At 64.9% G+C, this 17,041-nt stretch carries 24 protein-coding genes; 3 read left to right on the top strand and 21 right to left on the bottom strand.

All coding sequences use genetic code 11. The features are described from left to right. Positions 1-816: a purine-nucleoside phosphorylase gene (locus QOZ81_RS15320; protein ID WP_291204296.1), complete on the top strand. Its 816-nt coding sequence runs from the start codon at positions 1-3 to the stop codon at positions 814-816. A 141-nt stretch (positions 817-957) separates the two neighbouring features. Here the strand turns inward: QOZ81_RS15320 and acs are convergent, their stop codons facing one another. After that, positions 958-2,910, bottom strand: coding sequence for an acetate--CoA ligase (gene acs, locus QOZ81_RS15325; protein WP_291204293.1), 1,953 nt, complete (start codon positions 2,908-2,910; stop codon positions 958-960). A 301-nt stretch (positions 2,911-3,211) separates the two neighbouring features. Continuing rightward, positions 3,212-4,873, bottom strand: coding sequence for an MFS transporter (locus tag QOZ81_RS15330; protein ID WP_366082593.1), 1,662 nt, complete (start codon positions 4,871-4,873; stop codon positions 3,212-3,214). 492 nt (positions 4,874-5,365) lie between these two features. Between QOZ81_RS15330 and QOZ81_RS15335 the strand changes: the two genes are divergently transcribed. Beyond that, positions 5,366-6,106: a metallophosphoesterase family protein gene (locus QOZ81_RS15335; protein WP_291204287.1), complete on the top strand. Its 741-nt coding sequence runs from the start codon at positions 5,366-5,368 to the stop codon at positions 6,104-6,106. 3 nt (positions 6,107-6,109) lie between these two features. Continuing rightward, on the top strand, positions 6,110-7,567 hold the full coding sequence (locus QOZ81_RS15340; RefSeq protein WP_291204283.1) for a serine/threonine protein kinase: 1,458 nt from the start codon (positions 6,110-6,112) through the stop codon (positions 7,565-7,567). A 115-nt stretch (positions 7,568-7,682) separates the two neighbouring features. Here QOZ81_RS15340 and rplQ read toward each other — a convergent pair whose 3' ends face one another. The 19 genes from rplQ to rplN form a co-directional block, all read right to left on the bottom strand. Beyond that, positions 7,683-8,075, bottom strand: a complete 393-nt coding sequence (gene rplQ, locus QOZ81_RS15345) for a 50S ribosomal protein L17 (RefSeq protein ID WP_291204281.1) — start codon at positions 8,073-8,075, stop codon at positions 7,683-7,685. Positions 8,076-8,084: 9 nt separating this feature from the next. Then, positions 8,085-9,056 carry a DNA-directed RNA polymerase subunit alpha gene (locus tag QOZ81_RS15350; RefSeq protein WP_291204279.1) on the bottom strand — a complete coding sequence of 324 codons (972 nt, stop codon included), beginning with the start codon at positions 9,054-9,056 and terminating at the stop codon, positions 8,085-8,087. Positions 9,057-9,065: 9 nt separating this feature from the next. Further along, positions 9,066-9,698, bottom strand: coding sequence for a 30S ribosomal protein S4 (gene rpsD, locus QOZ81_RS15355; RefSeq protein ID WP_291204277.1), 633 nt, complete (start codon positions 9,696-9,698; stop codon positions 9,066-9,068). Between the two features lie 15 nt (positions 9,699-9,713). After that, positions 9,714-10,121: a 30S ribosomal protein S11 gene (gene rpsK / locus QOZ81_RS15360; protein ID WP_300714986.1), complete on the bottom strand. Its 408-nt coding sequence runs from the start codon at positions 10,119-10,121 to the stop codon at positions 9,714-9,716. 12 nt (positions 10,122-10,133) lie between these two features. Next, a complete protein-coding gene (gene rpsM, locus QOZ81_RS15365) occupies positions 10,134-10,502 on the bottom strand; it encodes a 30S ribosomal protein S13 (RefSeq protein WP_291204271.1) in 369 nt (122 codons plus the stop codon). Positions 10,503-10,511: 9 nt separating this feature from the next. Further along, the gene (rpmJ, locus tag QOZ81_RS15370; RefSeq protein ID WP_243288424.1) at positions 10,512-10,628 is read right to left on the bottom strand and encodes a 50S ribosomal protein L36; all 117 of its coding nucleotides are present in this window, start codon (positions 10,626-10,628) and stop codon (positions 10,512-10,514) included. Positions 10,629-10,641: 13 nt separating this feature from the next. After that, a complete protein-coding gene (gene infA, locus QOZ81_RS15375; protein WP_026852734.1) occupies positions 10,642-10,860 on the bottom strand; it encodes a translation initiation factor IF-1 in 219 nt (72 codons plus the stop codon). After that, positions 10,857-11,516, bottom strand: a complete 660-nt coding sequence (locus tag QOZ81_RS15380) for an adenylate kinase (RefSeq protein ID WP_291204263.1) — start codon at positions 11,514-11,516, stop codon at positions 10,857-10,859. The genes infA and QOZ81_RS15380 overlap by 4 nt, the downstream gene beginning before the upstream one ends. Beyond that, entirely contained in the window at positions 11,513-12,868 is a 1,356-nt protein-coding gene (secY, locus tag QOZ81_RS15385) for a preprotein translocase subunit SecY (RefSeq protein WP_291204260.1), read from the bottom strand. Before secY ends, QOZ81_RS15380 begins: the two co-directional genes overlap by 4 nt. 6 nt (positions 12,869-12,874) lie before the next feature. After that, positions 12,875-13,336 (bottom strand): 50S ribosomal protein L15, encoded by a 462-nt coding sequence (gene rplO, locus QOZ81_RS15390; protein ID WP_291204257.1) that lies wholly within the window; start codon positions 13,334-13,336, stop codon positions 12,875-12,877. Positions 13,337-13,339: 3 nt separating this feature from the next. Further along, on the bottom strand, positions 13,340-13,537 hold the full coding sequence (locus tag QOZ81_RS15395; RefSeq protein ID WP_285576771.1) for an uL30 family ribosomal protein: 198 nt from the start codon (positions 13,535-13,537) through the stop codon (positions 13,340-13,342). Between the two features lies 1 nt (position 13,538). Further along, entirely contained in the window at positions 13,539-14,063 is a 525-nt protein-coding gene (gene rpsE, locus QOZ81_RS15400) for a 30S ribosomal protein S5 (RefSeq protein WP_291204254.1), read from the bottom strand. A 9-nt stretch (positions 14,064-14,072) separates the two neighbouring features. Beyond that, the gene (rplR, locus tag QOZ81_RS15405) at positions 14,073-14,435 is read right to left on the bottom strand and encodes a 50S ribosomal protein L18 (RefSeq protein WP_291204252.1); all 363 of its coding nucleotides are present in this window, start codon (positions 14,433-14,435) and stop codon (positions 14,073-14,075) included. 9 nt (positions 14,436-14,444) lie between these two features. After that, a complete protein-coding gene (gene rplF, locus QOZ81_RS15410) occupies positions 14,445-14,981 on the bottom strand; it encodes a 50S ribosomal protein L6 (RefSeq protein ID WP_291204250.1) in 537 nt (178 codons plus the stop codon). A 48-nt stretch (positions 14,982-15,029) separates the two neighbouring features. Next, positions 15,030-15,425: a 30S ribosomal protein S8 gene (gene rpsH, locus QOZ81_RS15415; protein ID WP_291204248.1), complete on the bottom strand. Its 396-nt coding sequence runs from the start codon at positions 15,423-15,425 to the stop codon at positions 15,030-15,032. A gap of 12 nt (positions 15,426-15,437) precedes the next feature. Further along, positions 15,438-15,623, bottom strand: coding sequence for a type Z 30S ribosomal protein S14 (locus QOZ81_RS15420; protein WP_257305892.1), 186 nt, complete (start codon positions 15,621-15,623; stop codon positions 15,438-15,440). Between the two features lie 17 nt (positions 15,624-15,640). Continuing rightward, a complete protein-coding gene (gene rplE, locus QOZ81_RS15425) occupies positions 15,641-16,204 on the bottom strand; it encodes a 50S ribosomal protein L5 (RefSeq protein WP_291204241.1) in 564 nt (187 codons plus the stop codon). Between the two features lie 187 nt (positions 16,205-16,391). Then, positions 16,392-16,649 carry a 50S ribosomal protein L24 gene (gene rplX, locus QOZ81_RS15430; RefSeq protein ID WP_441316732.1) on the bottom strand — a complete coding sequence of 86 codons (258 nt, stop codon included), beginning with the start codon at positions 16,647-16,649 and terminating at the stop codon, positions 16,392-16,394. A gap of 20 nt (positions 16,650-16,669) precedes the next feature. Then, entirely contained in the window at positions 16,670-17,038 is a 369-nt protein-coding gene (gene rplN / locus QOZ81_RS15435; RefSeq protein WP_026852746.1) for a 50S ribosomal protein L14, read from the bottom strand. Positions 17,039-17,041: the final 3 nt, after the last annotated feature.

The following is a 17,041-nucleotide window of genomic DNA, read 5'->3' on the forward strand; positions in this document are numbered from 1 at the left end:
ATGACCTACTCCGATGCATTGACCGCCCTGAAGGCGAAGGCGCCCTTCGTCCCCGAGCTGGTGATGGTGCTCGGGTCCGGGCTGGGAGCCCTGGCCGATAGCCCTGAGGCGAAGGCTGGCCTCGCCATCCCCTTCACCGACCTCCCTGGATTCCCCGCACCCACCGTCGCAGGGCATGGCGGCAAGCTGGTCTTCTGCGAGTTCGAAGGCCGCAAGGTGGCCCTCCAGGCTGGTCGGTTCCACTTCTACGAGGGGCATCCGATGTCCCTGGTGGTGGCGCCCATGCGCCTCTACGGGCGTCTCGGAGCCCAGGCCGTGCTCCTGACCAATGCCGCCGGTGCCTTGAATCCAGCCTTTGGCGTGGGCGACCTCATGGCCCTGACCGACCACATCAACCTATTCGGGACCAACCCGCTCATCGGACCAAACGTGGAGCCGGGCCCGCGATTCCCCGACATGACCGCCGTCTATGATCCCGCCTTCCGTCAGCACCTGCAGGCCTGCTCCCGGCAGCTGGGCCAGACCCTGCGGGAAGGCGTCTACCTGGGACTCACCGGTCCCAGCTATGAAACCCCTGCCGAGATCCGCGCCTTCCGCACGATGGGTGCCGATGCCGTGGGCATGAGCACGGTCCCGGAAGCCATCGTCGCCCGGCACGAGGGCATGCGGGTGGCCGGGATCTCCTGCCTCTGCAACATGGCCGCGGGCATCCTCCCCCAGGCCCTCACCCACCAGGAAGTCCTGGAGGCAGGCGCCGCCGCCGCCGGCCGCTTCGAATCCCTGATCCGTGCCTTCGTGCGGGAGCTGCCGCAGTAGGAATCCGGAGCAGCAGAAGCATCCGCGTAAATTGGGAAGGTGCCGCGGCGATCGTCCCGGTGAAAAGCAGAAGCCCGGCTTCGCCGGGCTTCTGCGCGGGGGTCCGGGGGTGTGCGCGCAGCGCGGAACCCCCGGATGACATCAGGCGTTGTGCCGCTGGTGGTCGTCGATGAGGCGGCTGACCACGTCCGGCTCGGCCAGCGTGGAGAGGTCACCCAGGCCGTCGTATTCGGATGAGGCGATCTTGCGCAGGATCCGCCGCATGATCTTGCCGCTGCGGGTCTTGGGCAGACCCGAGGCGATGTGGATGACGTCGGGAGCCGCGAAGGCGCCGATGACCTGGCGGACCTGCTCCTTCAGCGCCCCGATGAGCTGCTGGTTGTCGCTTTCGCTGAAGCCACCATTCAGCAGGACGTAGCAGTAGATGCCCTGCCCCTTGATGGGATGCGGGTAGCCCACCACGGCGGCCTCGGCCACGGCCTCGTGGGCCACCAGGGCGCTTTCCACTTCGGCCGTGCCCAGGCGATGGCCGCTGACGTTGATCACGTCGTCGATGCGGCCCGTGATCCAGTAGTAGCCGTCCTCGTCCCGCCGGGCGCCGTCACCCGTGAAGTAGTAGCCCGGGTACTGGGTGAAATAGGTCTCCCGGAAACGCTTGTGGTCTCCGAACACGGTGCGCGCCTGACCGGGCCAGGGGGCGCCCAGGCACAGGGCCCCTTCCACGCTGTTGCCCTCGATGGGAACGCCGGTGGCGGGATCCACGATGACGGGCTTCACGCCGAAGAAGGGCAGGGTCGCAGAGCCGGGCTTGGTGGGCGTGACACCGGGGAGCGGCGTGATGAGGATGCCGCCGGTTTCCGTCTGCCACCAGGTATCGACCACGGTGCAGTTGCCGCCGCCCACCACGTCGTGGTACCAGCGCCAGACCTCGGGGTTGATGGGCTCGCCCACGGTGCCGAGCACCCGGAGGGATTTCCGGCTGTACTTGCCGATCCATTCATCTCCCGCCGCGGCCAGGGCCCGCAGGGCCGTCGGTGCGGTGTAGAAGATGGTCACGCCAAGGTCGTCGATGATCTGCCAGTAGCGGCCGGCATCGGGATAGAGCGGCGTGGACTCGAAGATCACGGAAGTGGCACCATTGGCCAGGGGACCATAGACGATGTAGCTGTGGCCCGTCACCCAGCCGATGTCCGCCGCGCAGAAGTAGATGTCCTCCGGATGGTAGTCGAACACGTACTTGTGGGTGAAGGCCGCGTAGGTGAGGTAGCCGCCCGTGGTGTGCAGCAGACCCTTGGGTTTTCCCGTGCTGCCCGAGGTGTAGAGGATGAAGAGCGGGTCCTCCGCGCCCATCCACTCGTTGGTGCAGGTGGAGCGCTGCTTGGCGGTCTCCTCGTCCAGCCAGAGGTCGCGGCCGGGCTGCATGGGGACATCCCCGTCCGTGCGGCGGGCCACCAGGACGCACTCCACCAGGGACATGCCCTCGATGGCGCGGTCCACCGTGCGCTTCAGGGGCACCCGCTTGCCGCCGCGGAGTCCTTCATTGGCCGTCACCACCACCTTGCACCTGGCGTCCACGATGCGGTCGCGCAGCGACTCCGCGGAGAACCCGCCGAACACCACCGAGTGGACGGCGCCGATGCGGGCGCAGGCCAGCATGGTGTAGACCAGCTCCGGAATCATGGTCAGGTAGATGCAGACCCGATCGCCCTTCTTGACGCCGTTGTGCAGCAGCACGTTGGCCACGCGGGCCACGTTGTGCTTGAGATCCCGGTAGGTGATGTGGGTGTACTGGCCCGGCTCGTCCTGGGCCCAGATGAGGGCGGTCTTGTCGCCCAGGGCCGGCAGGTGGCGGTCCACGCAGTTGAAGCAGGCGTTGATGCGGCCTCCCGAGTACCACGAGAAATCCACTTCCTTGTAGTCGGCGTCGAACACCGACTGCCAGGGATGGAACCAGGTGAGTGCCTTGGCCTGCTCGCCCCAGAACCATTCCGGGTTGTCCAACGACAGGCGGTACAGCCGCTGGTACTCCTCCATCGTCTTGATGTGGGCCCGCTCCCGGATGTGCGGCTTCACAGGGAAGAGATCTTGGGACATGGGTCAACTCCGTGCCAAGGGTGATTCAGAATCAGACAGGGCGGATGGGATCATGAAAGGCTTCGAACGCAGAGTCTTCCACGCGGATCCGTGAGGGATGGGAAAGAAGCAAGAAGGGTTGGGTGGCGATCATTTTCCGGCCCGCGTCAGCCCTTGTCCAGTACTCGTTGCCGCGCGGCCGGTGCACTGGAAGGTCCGTTCATCCAGGCAACTGCGCAGGGAAGACGAGGCCGGGCGATGGAGTGATCCGCTCGCCCGGCCTCCTTCCTGGCTCTGGCGGCGGAGCCGCCAGAGGATCATGTCAGTGCTGGTAGGTACTGATGTCCCGATCCTTGGTTTCCTTCAGGAAGAGGAAGCCGATCACCACCGTCATGAGGGCCACGATGACGGGATACCAGAGCCCGTAGTAGATGTTGCCCTTGAGGGCCACGATGGCCGTCGCGATGAGGGGCAGCATGCCTCCGAACCACCCGTTGCCGATGTGGTACGGGAGGGACATCGAGGTGTAGCGGATGTTGGTGGGGAAGAGCTCCACCAGGAAGGCCGCGATCGGTCCGTACACCATGGTCACGTAGATGAGGAACACGAAGAGGATCAGCAGCGTCATGGGGTAGTTGACCCGAGTCGGGTCGGCTTCCTTGGGGTACCCGAGCTCCGTCAGGGTCTTCTTGAGGGTCGCTTCCGAAGTCGCACTCCACCCCTCGACGCGGGTCGTGACGATCTGGCCGGTGGTGGGGTTCTTGCCCGTGAGGGTGGCGACCACCATTTTGCCGGCCTCCGGCGCGACCTTGGTGAAATTGAGGCCCTGCTTGCCGAAGAAGTCATTCACCCGGTCCAGCTCTGAGAACTTGCTCCAGGGGCCGACGAAAAGGTTGAAGGTCTCGTTCTTGGGGTCTCCGGCAACGGTGATCTGGGTGCTGTACTGGAATGTCTCCAGGGCGGGGTTCACGTAGTGGGTAAGCGCCTTGAACATGGGGAAGAAGGTGAGGGCGGCGATGAGGCAGCCCGCCAGGATGATCTTGAGGCGGCCGATCTTGTCCGACAGCCAGCCGAAGAAGATGAAGAAGGGCGTGCCCAGCAGGAGCGACGCGCCAATCAGCATGTAGGTGGTCTTGAAGTCCAGCTTCAAGGTGATCTGGAGGAAGAACAGCGCGTAGAACTGGCCGGTGTACCACACCACACCCTGGCCGGCCGTGGCACCGAGGAGGGCGAGCAGCGCGTACTTGTTGTTGGGGTACTTGAGGAAGCTGTCGGTGAGCGGGGCCTTGGAGCCCTTGCCCTCGGCCTTCATCTTGGTGAAGACGGGGGACTCGTGCAGCTTCAGGCGGATCCATACGGACACGGCGAGGAGGAAGATGGACATCCAGAAGGGGATGCGCCAGCCCCAGGTGGCGAAGGCCTCCTTGGTCATGGCCGTGCGGCAGCCCAGGATGATCCCCAGGCAGAGGAAGAAGCCTACGGTGGCCGTGGTCTGGATCCAGCTGGTGTTGTAGCCCCGGCGATTGGGCGCGGAGTGCTCGGCGACGTAGGTGGCGGCACCGCCGTATTCACCACCAAGGGCCAGGCCCTGGAGGAGGCGCAGGGTCACCATGATGATGGGCGCCCACCAGCCGATGCTCGCAAAGGTCGGCAGGAGGCCGACGCCGAAGGTCGAGAGGCCCATGACCACGATGGTCACCAGGAAGGTGTACTTGCGGCCGATCAGGTCGCCGATGCGACCGAACACCAGGGCACCGAAAGGTCGGACCAGGAAGCCGGCCGCGTAGGCTGCGAAGGCCGACAGCAGGGCGGCCGTGTCATTCCCCTTGGGGAAGAACAGGGTCGCAAAGAAGGGCGCCAGCGTCGCGTACAGGTAGAAGTCGTACCATTCGAAAACGGTGCCGACCGACGACGCAACGATCACCATCCGTTCTTCCTTGGTGAGCGGGGTCTTTGCTGCGACTTGCTCGGTTGCAAGAGCCATACGTGGTGCCTCCTGGAAAAGGGACTTGGAATGAGAGCTCAAAAGGGTGCATCCGGAGCTGACACTCAAGGTGGCAACGATCCGAAACCCCCATGGTCGGGATGCGGATAGGAGAGCTTCGTTATGAGAACCGAGATGGGCACGCCATCATTCGGGACGCTTGATTTGGGTAGGCTGCCCTTAGCTAACGCTTTCCCCGAGGTAAGGTCAAGCGAGTTCCACCAGAAATCTCACAATCCCAGCGGTAGGAAAAGACGACCCAATTCCTGAATACAAATGATCTTGGGATCGTCTTTTTGTTTTCAGCAGCACCTTCTCAATCTCATGGTCACGACAGTCATCAACCCTGATGGCATTTTTCCGGTGGTTCCGAGAGCTTCTCCCGTCTTGCTCGTCTCGGGTTCATCAACCGACGCCTGGGGCGGGAGTTCGAAGGGTCGCCACGGCCCCGGCCCCCTATCATGGTCTTGGTCCCCTCCCTCAGGACGGTCGATGCGCATCTCACTCATGGCTGACATCCACGCCAACCGGCGTGCGCTGGACGCCTGCCTGGCCCATGCACACGCGCAGGGCGCGAACCGCTTCGTGTTCCTGGGAGACTATGTCGGCTACGGCCCGGAACCCCAGGACGTGCTGGAGCGAATCATGGAGGTGACGGCCCGCGGTGCCATCGCGGTGGCGGGCAACCACGATCAGGCCGTCGCGGAGACCCGCGAGTCCATGACCTCTGATGCAGAGATCGCCATGGCCTGGACGCGGGGGCAACTGGGCCCCGCGGAGCGCGAGTTCCTGGCCAGCCTCCCCATGCGCTTCGAGGACGACACTCGGCTCTACGTCCACGCAAGCCCCCAGACCTACCCGGAATGGATCTACGTGAACGACGGCCCTGCGGCCAAACGCGCGCTGGAGGCCAGCCGCGCCCAGATCGTGTTCTGCGGACATACGCACCTTCCGGCCCTCCATGGCATCACGGCCACTGGGCAGCTGGTGTCCTTCCAGCCCGTGCCGTCGGTGCCGGTGCCGCTCCCCCGCCACCGGCGATGGCTCACTGTGGTGGGAGCCGTGGGCCAGTCGCGGGACGGAGATCCCAGCGCCGCCTATGCCATCCTGGACACGGACCGCTCCGAGATCACCCACTTCCGCGTGCCTTACGATGTGGAGGCGACGGCACTCGCCATCCTCCGCGCAGGTCTTCCCCCCTCGCTGGCGAGCCGACTGCAGAAAGGGCGCTGAACCATGAACCGGCCGGGCATCGAAACCGGGGCCACGCTCGATGGGTACCTCATCGGCGAGCGACTCCATCGTGGCGTCATGGCCTCGATCTGGAGCGTGAGCCACCCCGACCACACCGGTCCCCTGGTCATGAAGGTGCCCTTGATGTCGGAGGGCATCGATCCCGCGGCCATCGTCGGCTTCGAAATGGAGGAGATGATTCTGCCGCGGCTGTCGGGCCCCCACGTCCCCCGCCACATCGCGCAGGGCGACTTCGGCATCCAGCCCTACCTCGTCATGGAGCGGATTCCCGGTCCCTCCCTCCTGCCCATGCTGCTCCAGCTGCCCCTGCCCTGGGCCACCGTCGCCTCGCTGGGGAGGAGCATCGCCACGGCCCTGGACGACATCCACCGGCAGCACGTGGTGCACCTCGACGTGAAGCCTTCCAACCTGCTGACCCGACCCACGGGCGAACTGGTGCTCGTCGATTTCGGCCTCTCCCACCACGACGAACTCCCGGACCTGATGGGCGAGGAATTCCGCCTGCCCTACGGCACCGCCCCCTACATGGCGCCGGAGCAGGTCCTGGGCCACCGGAAGGACCCCCGCAGCGACCAGTTCGCCCTGGGCGTCCTCATGTATTTCTTCCTCACGGGCGTCCGCCCCTTCGGCGATCCCCAGCGCCTCTCGGGCCTCAAGCGGCGGCTCTGGCGGGATCCTGTGCCGCCCCGCCGGCTCCGCCCGGACTGCCCGCCCTGGTTGCAGGAGGTCATCCTCCGCTGCCTAGAGGTCCATCCTGCCTGGCGGTTCCCCACCGCCGGACACCTGAGCGTGGCCCTGCAGCACCCGGACCAGGTCAAGCTCACCACCCGCTCCGAGAAGCTGAAGCAGGATCCCTTCCTGACAGTCGTCCGGCGTCGCTTCGCCGATCATCAGCTCGCCATCCCCAAAGCCAAAGCCCCGGCCCGCCACGATGGGGATGCCCCGATCCTGGCCGTGGCCATCGATCTGTCGGCGGAGGCGGCCCCCATCGCCGAGACCCTCCGAACCATGGTCGCCCGCATGCTCACCACCCTGCCGGGGGCCCGGGTTGCCTGCATCAACGTGCTCAAGCAGGGACGCATCACCCTGGACCAGACCCTGGACGCCCAGGGACGCAACATCCACCACCAGCGACTGGTGGAACTGCGCAGCTGGGCCATCCCCCTGGACCTGGAGGAGGGCCGCATCACCTATCACGTCCTGGAATCACCGGACCCTGCCTCGGCCATCCTGCAGTACGCGAACGCGAACCACGTGGATCACCTCGTCATCGGCGCCAGGGCCAGCTCCCTGCGCCGGTCCCTCCTGGGCAGCGTCTCCAGCCAGGTGGCCGCCCAGGCGCCCTGTACCGTCACCGTGGTCCGGTCCCGCCGGTTGCGGAAGGCAGGGTTCATCGATGACGCGAGCGAGGAGTCGAGCGGTTCCTGGACCGTGGGGTGAGCCCCACGATGCCTCCGGTGTCAGCGGGAAAAGCACAGGCCCGGCTATGCCGGGCCTGTGCTTGGGGGGCTCCGGGGGTGTTCGCGCAGCGAGAAACCCCCGGACAACATTGATCCTACTCGGCGTCCTCGGCCTTCGGTTCGGGGAGGGTGTAGTCCACGAACTCGATGAGGGCCATGTCAGCCGCGTCGCCGAGGCGATGGCCAACCTTGAGGATGCGGGTGTAGCCGCCGGGACGGCTCTCGAAACGCTTGCGGAAGTCGGCGCCGAAGAGCTTCTGCACGGCGTCCTTGCTTCCGAGGCGGGCCATCGCCAGACGGCGGTTGGCCACGGTGTCTTCCTTGGCGAGGGTGATGAAGGGCTCCACATACGTGCGGAGTTCCTTCGCCTTCACCAGGGTCGTCTCGATGCGCTCGCTCTCAATGAGGGCGGTCGCGAGGTTCTTCATGAGGGCCTTGCGCTGGTTGGTGGTGCGGCCCAGGCGCTTGCCGGAAACGTTGTGACGCATGGGGGCTCCTTACACTTCCTGCTCGAGCCGCATGCCGAGGGAGAGGCCGATACGAGCGAGCTCGTCCTTGATCTCCTGGAGCGACTTCTTGCCGAAGTTCTTGGTTTTCATCAGCTCGGCCTCGGTCCGCTGGACCAGCTCGCCGATGGTGGTGATGTTGGCGTTGCGGAGGCAGTTGTTGGCCCGCACGGAGAGTTCCAGTTCCTCGACGGACTTGCCCAGCCAGGTGTTGGCAGCTTCGCTGCCGAGCGTGGCGGTGCCCATCTCCATCTCGGTGAAGTCCTCGTCCTGACGGGCGAACACCAGAAAGTGGTCGCGCAGGATGAGGGCCGCGTCAGAGACGGCTTCCTTCGGATTGACGGCGCCGTTGGTCCAAACCTGGAGGGTGAGCTTCTCGTAGTCCGTGCTCTGGCCCACGCGGGCGGGTTCGACGATGTAGTTCACCCGGAGGATGGGGCTGTGGTTGGAGTCCATGGGAATGAAGCCCAGGCCCAAGGTCTCGCTGTGGTTGCGGTCGGCGGTGACGAAGCCGCGGCCGAGGCAGACCACCATCTCGATCTCCAGTTCGCCTTCCTCGCCCAGGGTGGCGATGTGGATGTTGGGATCCACGACCTCCACGTTCTGGTTGCAGCGGATGGCGGCGGAGGTCACGGTGCCCTCGCCCTTGGCGGAGATGGTCACCGTCTGGGGCTCGCTGCTGTGCAGCTTGAAGGGCACTTCCTTGAGGTTCAGGAGGACGTGGGTGATGTCCTCCCAGACCCCGGGAAGGGTGGTGAATTCATGCATGACGCCCTTGATGCGGACGTTGGTGACGGCAGCGCCCTGGATGCTGCTGAGCAGCACCCGGCGGACGCTGTGCCCGACGGTCGTGGCGAAGCCGCGCTCGAAGGGATAGGCCACGAACTCCCCGTAGGAGTCGGTGAGGGACCCGGGGGTCACCTCGGCGAAACGCGGCCTCTGGAAATCGCTGAGATTCAGCATCCGTCCCCCTTACTTGGAATACAGCTCAACGATCAGCTGCTCGTTGATGTCGAGGGTGATGTCCTCGCGGGTCGGCGCGGCAAGCACCTGACCCTTGAAGGCGGCGGCGTCCAGGGTGAGCCACTTGGGGATGCCACGGCCGGCCGAGGTCTCGACGGAGGACTTGACGCCGTCGTTCTCCTTGGCACGCGTGCCCAGTTCCACCGCCTGGCCAGGCTTGACCTGGTAGGAGGGGATGTCCACCCGCTTGCCGTTGACCAGCACGTGACCGTGCATGACCATCTGGCGCGCGGCGGACCGGCTGGACGCGAAGCCCAGGCGGTAGATCACGTTGTCCAGGCGGCACTCGAGGAAACCGAGCAGGTTGTGGCCGGTGACGCCCTTCTTGGCGTCGGCCTTCTCGAAGTAGTGGCGGAACTGCTTCTCGAGCACACCGTAGATGCGCTTGACCTTCTGCTTCTCGCGAAGCTGGAGGGCGTAGCCGGTGGGCTTCTTGATCTTTCCCGCGCCGTGCTGGCCGGGGATCTTGCCCTTGCGGGTCTCGAACGAGCACTTCTCCTTGAAGCAGCGCTCGCCCTTGAGGTAAAGCTTCATGCCCTCGCGGCGGCAGAGGCGGCAAACGGCGTCTGTGTAACGTGCCATGTCTCTCCTCCTCTCTTAAACCCGGCGCCGCTTGGGCGGCCGGCAGCCGTTGTGGGGGATGGGGGTGACGTCGCGGATGCTGGTCACCTGGATGCCGGCGGCGTTGAGGGCGCGGATGGCGCTCTCACGACCGGCCCCGGGGCCCTTGACGCGAACGTCCACGGAACGAACGCCCTGCTCCTTGGCGGCTTCGGCAGCAACGCCGGCGGCCACCTGAGCGGCGAACGGCGTGCCCTTGCGGGTGCCACGGAAGTTCTGGTTGCCGCTGGAGGCCCAGCAGAGCATGTTCCCCATCGGATCAGAGATGGAGATGATCGTGTTGTTGAAGGACGCCTGGACGTGAGCCACGCCGTGGGGGACGTTCTTCTTTTCCTTCTTCTTGACCACCTTTTTACCGGCGGTCCGGGTCTGAGTCTTGGCCATGTGCTCCTCGCCTTACTTCTTCTTGCCGGCTACGGTGCGTCGCTTGCCCTTGCGGGTGCGGGCGTTGGTGTGCGTGCGCTGGCCACGGACGGGGAGACCCTTCCGGTGGCGCAGGCCGCGGTAGCAGCCGATATCCATAAGCCGCTTGATGTCCAGAGAGATGTTCTTACGGAGGTCACCCTCAACCGTCTCTTCGGAGGTGATCACGCGGCGGATGCGGCCGACCTCGTCTTCGGTCAGATCGCGCACCTTGGTGCCGAAATCGACCTTCGCGCGGGTCAGGATGCTGTGCGCCTTGGCGCGCCCGATGCCGAAAATGTAGGTGAGCGCGATCTCGATGCGCTTGCCGATGGGCAGATCAATGCCTGAGATGCGTGCCATCGTTTCTCCTTAACCCTGACGCTGCTTGTGCTTGGGGTTCTTCTTGCAGATGATCCGGTTGATGCCTTCGCGCCGGACCACTTTGCAGTGCTCGCACAGCTTCTTGATGGAGGGCCGTACTTTCATGGTGTCCTCTCGTTTACTTGAATCGGTAGATGATGCGGCCACGGGTGAGGTCGTAAGGGGTCACCTCGACGAGAACCCGGTCACCGGGAAGGATGCGGATGAAGTTCTTGCGCATCTTTCCGCTGATGTGCGCCAGCACCTGGTGTTTGTTCTCCAGTTCGACCCGGAAGACTGCGTTGGGCAAGGCCTCGACCACTGTGGCTTCCAGCTCAATGGCTTCTTCTTTGCTCAAGCGTGTTCTCCGAAGACGTGACGCAGCGATTCAAACACCAGCTCCGGTGGGCGATTGCCATCCACGCTCCGGAAGTTCGGCCGATGCTTGTAGAAGCCCAGGAGGGGCTGGAAGGTCGAGTTGAACTCGCCCATCCGGCTCTGGAAGGCCTCAGAGGTGTCGTCAGAGCGGTGCTTCAGGGGACTTCCGCACACATCGCAGACACCGGCTTGCTTGGGGGGCTTGGATTCCAGGTGGTAGATGGCGCCGCAGGCATTGCTGCTGCAGACGCGTCGGCCCACCACGCGGGCTTCCAGCACCTCCTGGGGGACATCGACCAGAACCACGTGCCCGACCTTCATGCCCTTGGAGGAGAGGAAGTCTTCCAGGGCTTGAGCTTGCTGAAGGGTGCGTGGGTAGCCGTCGAACAGCACGTCAGAGGTCTCGTCCAGCAGCCGCGCAAAGACAAGTCCGTTGACGGTGTCGTCGTCCACCAGTTTTCCCTCGGCCATGATGGCTTTCGCCCTCAGGCCGATCTCCGTCCCTTTCGAGACGGCATCTCTCAGAATGTCACCGGTTGACAGGTGAGTCAAAGAGAATGTTTCCACCAGGCGCTTGGCCTGGGTGCCCTTCCCGGAGCCCGGGGCCCCGAGGAGGATGTGGGCCGTCAGGGTCATGCGGCACCCCCGCGGGTGGAGCGACCGCGGATGCGACCCTTCTCCAGGAACCCGTCGTAGCGGCGCATGACCAGCAGGCTCTCCAGCTGGGCGGCACTGTCCATGGCCACGCCCACCACGATCAGCAGGCTGGTGCCGCCGAAGTAGAAGTTGAGGCCCTGGATGTTGTTGGTGATGAGCAGGGGCACCAGGGAGACCAGGGCCAGGTAGATGGCCCCCACGAAGGTCAGCTTGGACAGGATGCCATCCATGAAGATGCTGGTTTCCTTCCCGGGGCGGATGCCCGGAATGTAGCCCCCGGACCGTTTCATGTTCTCGGCGGTCTCATCGGGGTTGAAGACGATGCTGGTGTAGAAGAAGGCGAAGAAGATCACCACGCCCACGAAGACCGGGGTGTAGACCCAGAAGTGGGTCTGCGGGCTCACATAAGAAGCTGCCTTGGCCAGCCATTCCCAGCGGGTGAACTGGGCGATGGTCGCCGGGAAGAAGATCACCGAGCTGGCGAAGATGACGGGCATCACGCCGGCGGTGTTCACCTTCAGGGGCATGTAGGAGCTGCGCTGGCTGGACATGCCGGCCGAGTCGGCCCGGCGGGCGTAGTGGATGGGGATGCGCCGGTAGGCGTTCTCCACCAGCACCACGGCCAGCAGCACCACGGTCATGGCCGCGATGAGCAGGATGAAGATGCCCGGGGGCGGGACGTTCGCAGCACCCTTCAGGGACTGGGTGATCATCACCGTCAGGGTGGTCAGCGCCTGGGGCAGGCCTGCCACGATGCCGGCGAAGATCAGCAGGCTGATGCCGTTGCCGATGCCCCGCTCGGTGATCTGCTCACCGATCCACATGACGAACATGGTGCCCACCGCCAGCGTGAAGGCCGCCAGGAAGCGGAACGCCGTCGGGGAGATGGAGCTGGTCACGACTTCGAGGCCCGGCGCGTTCTGGCTCTGCGCCAGGGAGGCGATGCCCAGCCCCTGCACGAAGGCCAGACCCACGGTCAGGTAGCGGGTCCACTGGTTGATCTTCGCGCGGCCGGCTTCGCCTTCCTTCTTCTGGAGGTTCTCCAGGTAGGGGACGACGGCGCCCATCAGCTGCAGCACGATGCTGGCCGTGATGTAGGGGGCGATGCCGAGGGCGAAGATGGAGAACTTCTTGAAGGCACCGCCCGAGAAGAGGTCGATGACGTCAAAGAGGCCGCCGCCGCCGCGACGAAGCGCTGCCGCCAGGTTCTCGGCATTCACCCCGGGCACGCTGACGTGCACGCCCAGCCGGTAGATGGCCAGGAGGAGCAGGGTGAAGAGGAGCCGCTTGCGCAGCTCCGGGATGGCGAAGAGGTTCCTGAGGCGGTTCATGGGCCGTTACTCGGCCGACTTCGCGGCGGGCTCCTGGATGGTGCCGCCCTTGGCCAGGATGGCTTCCCGGGCGCCCTTGGTGATGCGATCGGCAACGACGTTCACCTTGGCGGTGAGTTCGCCGCTGGCCAGCACCACGATCTTCTCGACGCGGGAGTTGACGAGCTTCTTGTCGCGCAGGGCATCGAGGGTCACCGTCTCGCCATCCTTGAAGTGGATGGAGATGAGGCTGAGGGTGATCTCCTTGGTTTCCGGAGCGAAGATGTTGGTGAAGCCGCGCTTGGGAAGGCGACGGACGAGGGGCATCTGGCCGCCCTCGAAGCCGCGCTTGCCGCGGTAGCCGGAGCGGGACTTCTGGCCCTTCTCGCCGCGACCGGAGGTCTTGCCGAGGCCGGAGCCCTTGCCGCGGCCGAGCCGCTTGCGGGTCTTGGTGGCGCCCTCTGCGGGGCGGAGTTCGTTGAGCTTCATGGTCTACCCCTTCACCTTGACGTCGATGAGATGGGGAACGAGCTTGACCATCCCGTGGACGTTGGGGGTGTATTCGCATTCGCGGGTATCGCCGGGACGCTTCAGGCAGAGGGTCTGCATGAAGGCGCGGTGCTTGGGAGTGGTGCAGATGATGGAGCGCTTGAGGGTCAGCACCACCTGCTTGCCGATGAACTGCGACATGTTAAACCTCCGCCTGATCCAGGCCCCGATTGGTCAGGACCGTGTAGGGATCCATGAGTTCCCGCAGCCCTTCGAACGTGGCGCGAACCACGTTGTGGGGGTTGGAGGAGCCCAGGCTCTTCGTCATCACGTTGTGGATGCCGGCGGCTTCCATGATCGCGCGGACCGCGGCGCCGGCGATGATGCCGGTGCCCTCGGGGGCGGGCTTCAGCAGCACGCTGCCGGAGCCGAAGATGCCCGTCACCGGGTGCGGCAGGCTGCCGTTCGGGGTGAGGGGGACCCGGATCATGTTGCGCTTGGCGCTCTCAATGCCCTTCTTGATGGCCGAGGGCACTTCGAGGGCCTTGCCGAGACCGAAGCCGACCTTGCCATTGCCGTCGCCCACCACCACCAGCGCAGAGAAGGAGAAGTTCTTGCCCCCCTTCACGACCTTGGTGACGCGGCCGACGTAGATGACCTGGTCCTTGAATTCCCCGGCTTCGGGGTTGCGGGATTCCTTGTTGTCTTTGACTTCTGCGATCGCCATGGTCATCCCCTAGAACTGAAGCCCGGCTTCGCGGGCGCTGTCGGCCAGCGCCTTGACGCGGCCGTGGTAGACGTAGCCGTTCCGGTCGAACACCACCGAGGTGATGCCCTTCTCCTTCAGGCGGGCAGCGATGCTGGCGCCGACGGCCTTGGCGGCCTCGATGTTCGCGCCGTTCTTCAGCGAAGCGCGCAGGTCCTTCTCGAGGCTGCTCGCGGACGCCAGGGTGATGCCCTTGGTGTCGTCCACCGCCTGCACGTAGATGCGCTTCAGGCTCTTGTAGATGGTGAGGCGGGGCCGCTCGGGCGTCCCGCTCACGCGGCCGCGGATGCGGGCCTTGACCTTATCTCGTCGAATCTGGATCTCGTTCGCCATGGGTTCCCCTTACTTCCCGGTCTTGCCGGCCTTGCGGCGGATGACTTCGCCGGTGTACTTGACGCCCTTGCCCTTGTAAGGCTCGGGCTTGCGGAACTTCCGGATGTCGGCGGCGACCTGGCCGACCAACTGGCGGTCGATGCCGGTCACGACGATGTGGGTGGTCTTCTCCACGGCCATCTGGATGCCCTCGGGGGCTTCGTAGTTGATGGGGTGGCTGTAGCCGAGCTCGAGCTTGAGCTTGGCGCCCTCCATGGCGGCCTTGTAGCCGACGCCGACGATGTCCAGTTCCTTCTTCCAGCCCTCGGTCACGCCGGTGACGGCGTTGCCAAGCAGGGCACGGGTCAGGCCGTGGAAGGCCCGGTTCTGGGGTTCGTCATTGACGCGGGAGAGGACAACGGAGTCGGCCTGGATGTCGAGCGTGATCCCGGCAGGGATCGGGCAGCTGAGCTTGCCCTTGGCGCCCTCGACAACGGCCTCGGACCCGGCGACTGTGACCTTCACGCCCTTGGGCAGCGTCACGGGCTTCTTTCCGATTCGAGACATGGGTGATTCCTTAGATGAGGGCGGAGGCTCCGCCCATTTCAGGATGGGTTACCAGACGTGGGCGAGGACTTCGCCGCCGACGTTCTGCTTCTTGGCGTCCTTGCCCGTCAGGAGACCCTTCGGGGTGGACAGGATGGCAATGCCGAGGCCGCCGTGGACGTCCGTGATGTCCTGGGCGCCGGTGTAGATGCGCAGGCCGGGACGGGACACGCGGCGCAGGCCGTGGATCACGTTCTCCTTGTCCTTCACGTACTTCAGGTTGACGATGAGGTACTCGCGGCCCTCATGCTCGACCTGCTTGAAGGAGTGGATGTAGCCCTCCTGCTTCAAGATGCCGCAAAGGCCGGCCTTGATCTTGGAGGCGGGAACGACCACGGCATCGTGACCGGCCATGATGCCGTTGCGGATGCGGGTGAGGTAATCAGCGATGGGATCGGTATTCATGGGTCCCCTCTCCTACCAGCTGCTCTTCTGGACGCCCGGCAGCTCGCCATTGAGGGCGAACTTGCGGAAGCACAGACGGCAAAGTTCAAACTTGCGCATGTAGCCCCGGGGCCGGCCGCAGCACTTGCAACGATTGCGGTGCTGGGTCGAGAACTTCGGCTTGCGCGAATCCTTGACGATCTTGGAAATCTTGGCCATCGGTATGATCTCCTTGGCTATTTGCGGAAGGGCATACCGAGGTGGGCCAGCAGGGCCCGCGCTTCGGCGTCGTTGGCGGCGGTGGTCACGAACGTGATGTTCATGCCCTTCATCTTGTCCACCTTGGAGTAGTCGATCTCCTGGAAGATCAGCTGGTCCTTGAGGCCCAGGGTGTAGTTGCCGCGGCCATCGAAGGACTTGGTGGGCACGCCGCGGAAGTCGCGGACGCGGGGCAGGGACAGGGTCACCAGGCGGTCGAAGAACTCCCACATGCGGGGACCGCGCAGGGTCACCATGCAGGCGATGGGCATGCCGGCGCGCAGCTTGAACTGGGCGACGCTCTTCTTGGCCTTGCGGACGACGGCCTTCTGGCCGGCGATGGCGGTGAGCTCGTCAACGGCCACATCCAGCACCTTGATGTTCTGGATGGCGTCGCCGACGCCCATGTTGATGACGATCTTCTGCAGGCGGGGCACCTGCATGGCGGAGGAGAAGGCGAACTCCTCCTTGAGCTTCGACACCACCTCCTGGTGGTAGCGAGCCTTGACGCGGGGCTCCGCGTGGCCTTGCGTGGCAGTCATGGATTCCTCCATTTCCGAGGGGCGGCTATGCCCCAGGGGTTCGGGAGAGCGGGGGGGCTTGGGACGGCGGTCCGGCCCGTTTCCCCCCAACCTCGGTTGTCATGGCGCGGAATGCGCCGTGGATGCCCGCCCCGCGCACGGGGCAGAACGACCATCCTCCCACGAAAGCAGGAGGATGGAAAGCGATTTACTGAGGACGCTTGCGGGTGCCCTTGCCGGTCTTGGGATCCAGGATCATGACGTTGGAGGCGTGGATGGACGCTTCCTTCTCGATGATCCCACCGCCCTCGCCGGTCTGGGGGTTGGGCTTGGTGGCCTTCTTGATGATGTTGAGGCCGGCCACGACGACGCGGTTGGAGGCGGGGCTGACCTTGGTGACGGTGCCCGTTTTGCCCTTTTCCTTGCCGGCGATGACGACGACCTGGTCGCCCTTCTTGAGCTTCATCTTGGTGGTGGTGGCTTCCATTACAGCACCTCAGGGGCGAGGGAGACGATCTTCATGTACTTCCGCTCGCGCAGCTCACGGGCCACGGGGCCGAACACGCGGGTGCCGACGGGCTCGCCATCCTTCTTGATGATGACGGCGGCGTTCTCGTCGAAGCGGATGTACGAGCCATCCTTGCGGCGGTAGGCCTTGCGCTGGCGGACGATCACGGCCTGGACGACGGCCTTCTTCTTGACGGTGCCGCCGGGGATCGCTTCCTTGACGGAGGCGGTGATCACGTCGCCAAGCTGGGCGATCTTGCCCACACCACCGCCCAGGGGCAGGATGCAGCAGATCTTCTTGGCGCCGGAGTTGTCGGCGACGGTGAGCATGGTTCCCATCTGGATCATTGG

Origin of the sequence: Geothrix sp., assembly GCF_030219325.1 — a bacterium.
In the GTDB taxonomy this organism is placed as follows: Bacteria; Acidobacteriota; Holophagae; order Holophagales; family Holophagaceae; genus Geothrix.

Coding starts and splice junctions, on each gene's coding strand:
- rpsK (WP_300714986.1), bottom strand. CDS start 10,121: ATGGCCAAGACTCAGACCCGGACCGCCGGTAAAAAGGTGGTCAAGAAG.
- rplQ (WP_291204281.1), bottom strand. CDS start 8,075: ATGCGTCACAACGTTTCCGGCAAGCGCCTGGGCCGCACCACCAACCAG.
- rplE (WP_291204241.1), bottom strand. CDS start 16,204: ATGACTGCCACGCAAGGCCACGCGGAGCCCCGCGTCAAGGCTCGCTAC.
- rpsM (WP_291204271.1), bottom strand. CDS start 10,502: ATGGCACGCATCTCAGGCATTGATCTGCCCATCGGCAAGCGCATCGAG.
- rplX (WP_441316732.1), bottom strand. CDS start 16,649: ATGAAGCTCAAGAAGGGCGACCAGGTCGTCGTCATCGCCGGCAAGGAA.
- rplF (WP_291204250.1), bottom strand. CDS start 14,981: ATGTCTCGAATCGGAAAGAAGCCCGTGACGCTGCCCAAGGGCGTGAAG.
- QOZ81_RS15320 (WP_291204296.1), top strand. CDS start 1: ATGACCTACTCCGATGCATTGACCGCCCTGAAGGCGAAGGCGCCCTTC.
- QOZ81_RS15340 (WP_291204283.1), top strand. CDS start 6,110: ATGAACCGGCCGGGCATCGAAACCGGGGCCACGCTCGATGGGTACCTC.
- secY (WP_291204260.1), bottom strand. CDS start 12,868: ATGAACCGCCTCAGGAACCTCTTCGCCATCCCGGAGCTGCGCAAGCGG.
- rpmJ (WP_243288424.1), bottom strand. CDS start 10,628: ATGAAAGTACGGCCCTCCATCAAGAAGCTGTGCGAGCACTGCAAAGTG.
- QOZ81_RS15350 (WP_291204279.1), bottom strand. CDS start 9,056: ATGCTGAATCTCAGCGATTTCCAGAGGCCGCGTTTCGCCGAGGTGACC.
- QOZ81_RS15335 (WP_291204287.1), top strand. CDS start 5,366: ATGCGCATCTCACTCATGGCTGACATCCACGCCAACCGGCGTGCGCTG.
- rplR (WP_291204252.1), bottom strand. CDS start 14,435: ATGGCGAACGAGATCCAGATTCGACGAGATAAGGTCAAGGCCCGCATC.
- QOZ81_RS15380 (WP_291204263.1), bottom strand. CDS start 11,516: ATGACCCTGACGGCCCACATCCTCCTCGGGGCCCCGGGCTCCGGGAAG.
- QOZ81_RS15420 (WP_257305892.1), bottom strand. CDS start 15,623: ATGGCCAAGATTTCCAAGATCGTCAAGGATTCGCGCAAGCCGAAGTTC.
- rplO (WP_291204257.1), bottom strand. CDS start 13,336: ATGAAGCTCAACGAACTCCGCCCCGCAGAGGGCGCCACCAAGACCCGC.
- QOZ81_RS15330 (WP_366082593.1), bottom strand. CDS start 4,873: ATGGCTCTTGCAACCGAGCAAGTCGCAGCAAAGACCCCGCTCACCAAG.
- rplN (WP_026852746.1), bottom strand. CDS start 17,038: ATGATCCAGATGGGAACCATGCTCACCGTCGCCGACAACTCCGGCGCC.
- rpsH (WP_291204248.1), bottom strand. CDS start 15,425: ATGAATACCGATCCCATCGCTGATTACCTCACCCGCATCCGCAACGGC.
- rpsE (WP_291204254.1), bottom strand. CDS start 14,063: ATGGCGATCGCAGAAGTCAAAGACAACAAGGAATCCCGCAACCCCGAA.
- rpsD (WP_291204277.1), bottom strand. CDS start 9,698: ATGGCACGTTACACAGACGCCGTTTGCCGCCTCTGCCGCCGCGAGGGC.
- acs (WP_291204293.1), bottom strand. CDS start 2,910: ATGTCCCAAGATCTCTTCCCTGTGAAGCCGCACATCCGGGAGCGGGCC.
- QOZ81_RS15395 (WP_285576771.1), bottom strand. CDS start 13,537: ATGTCGCAGTTCATCGGCAAGCAGGTGGTGCTGACCCTCAAGCGCTCC.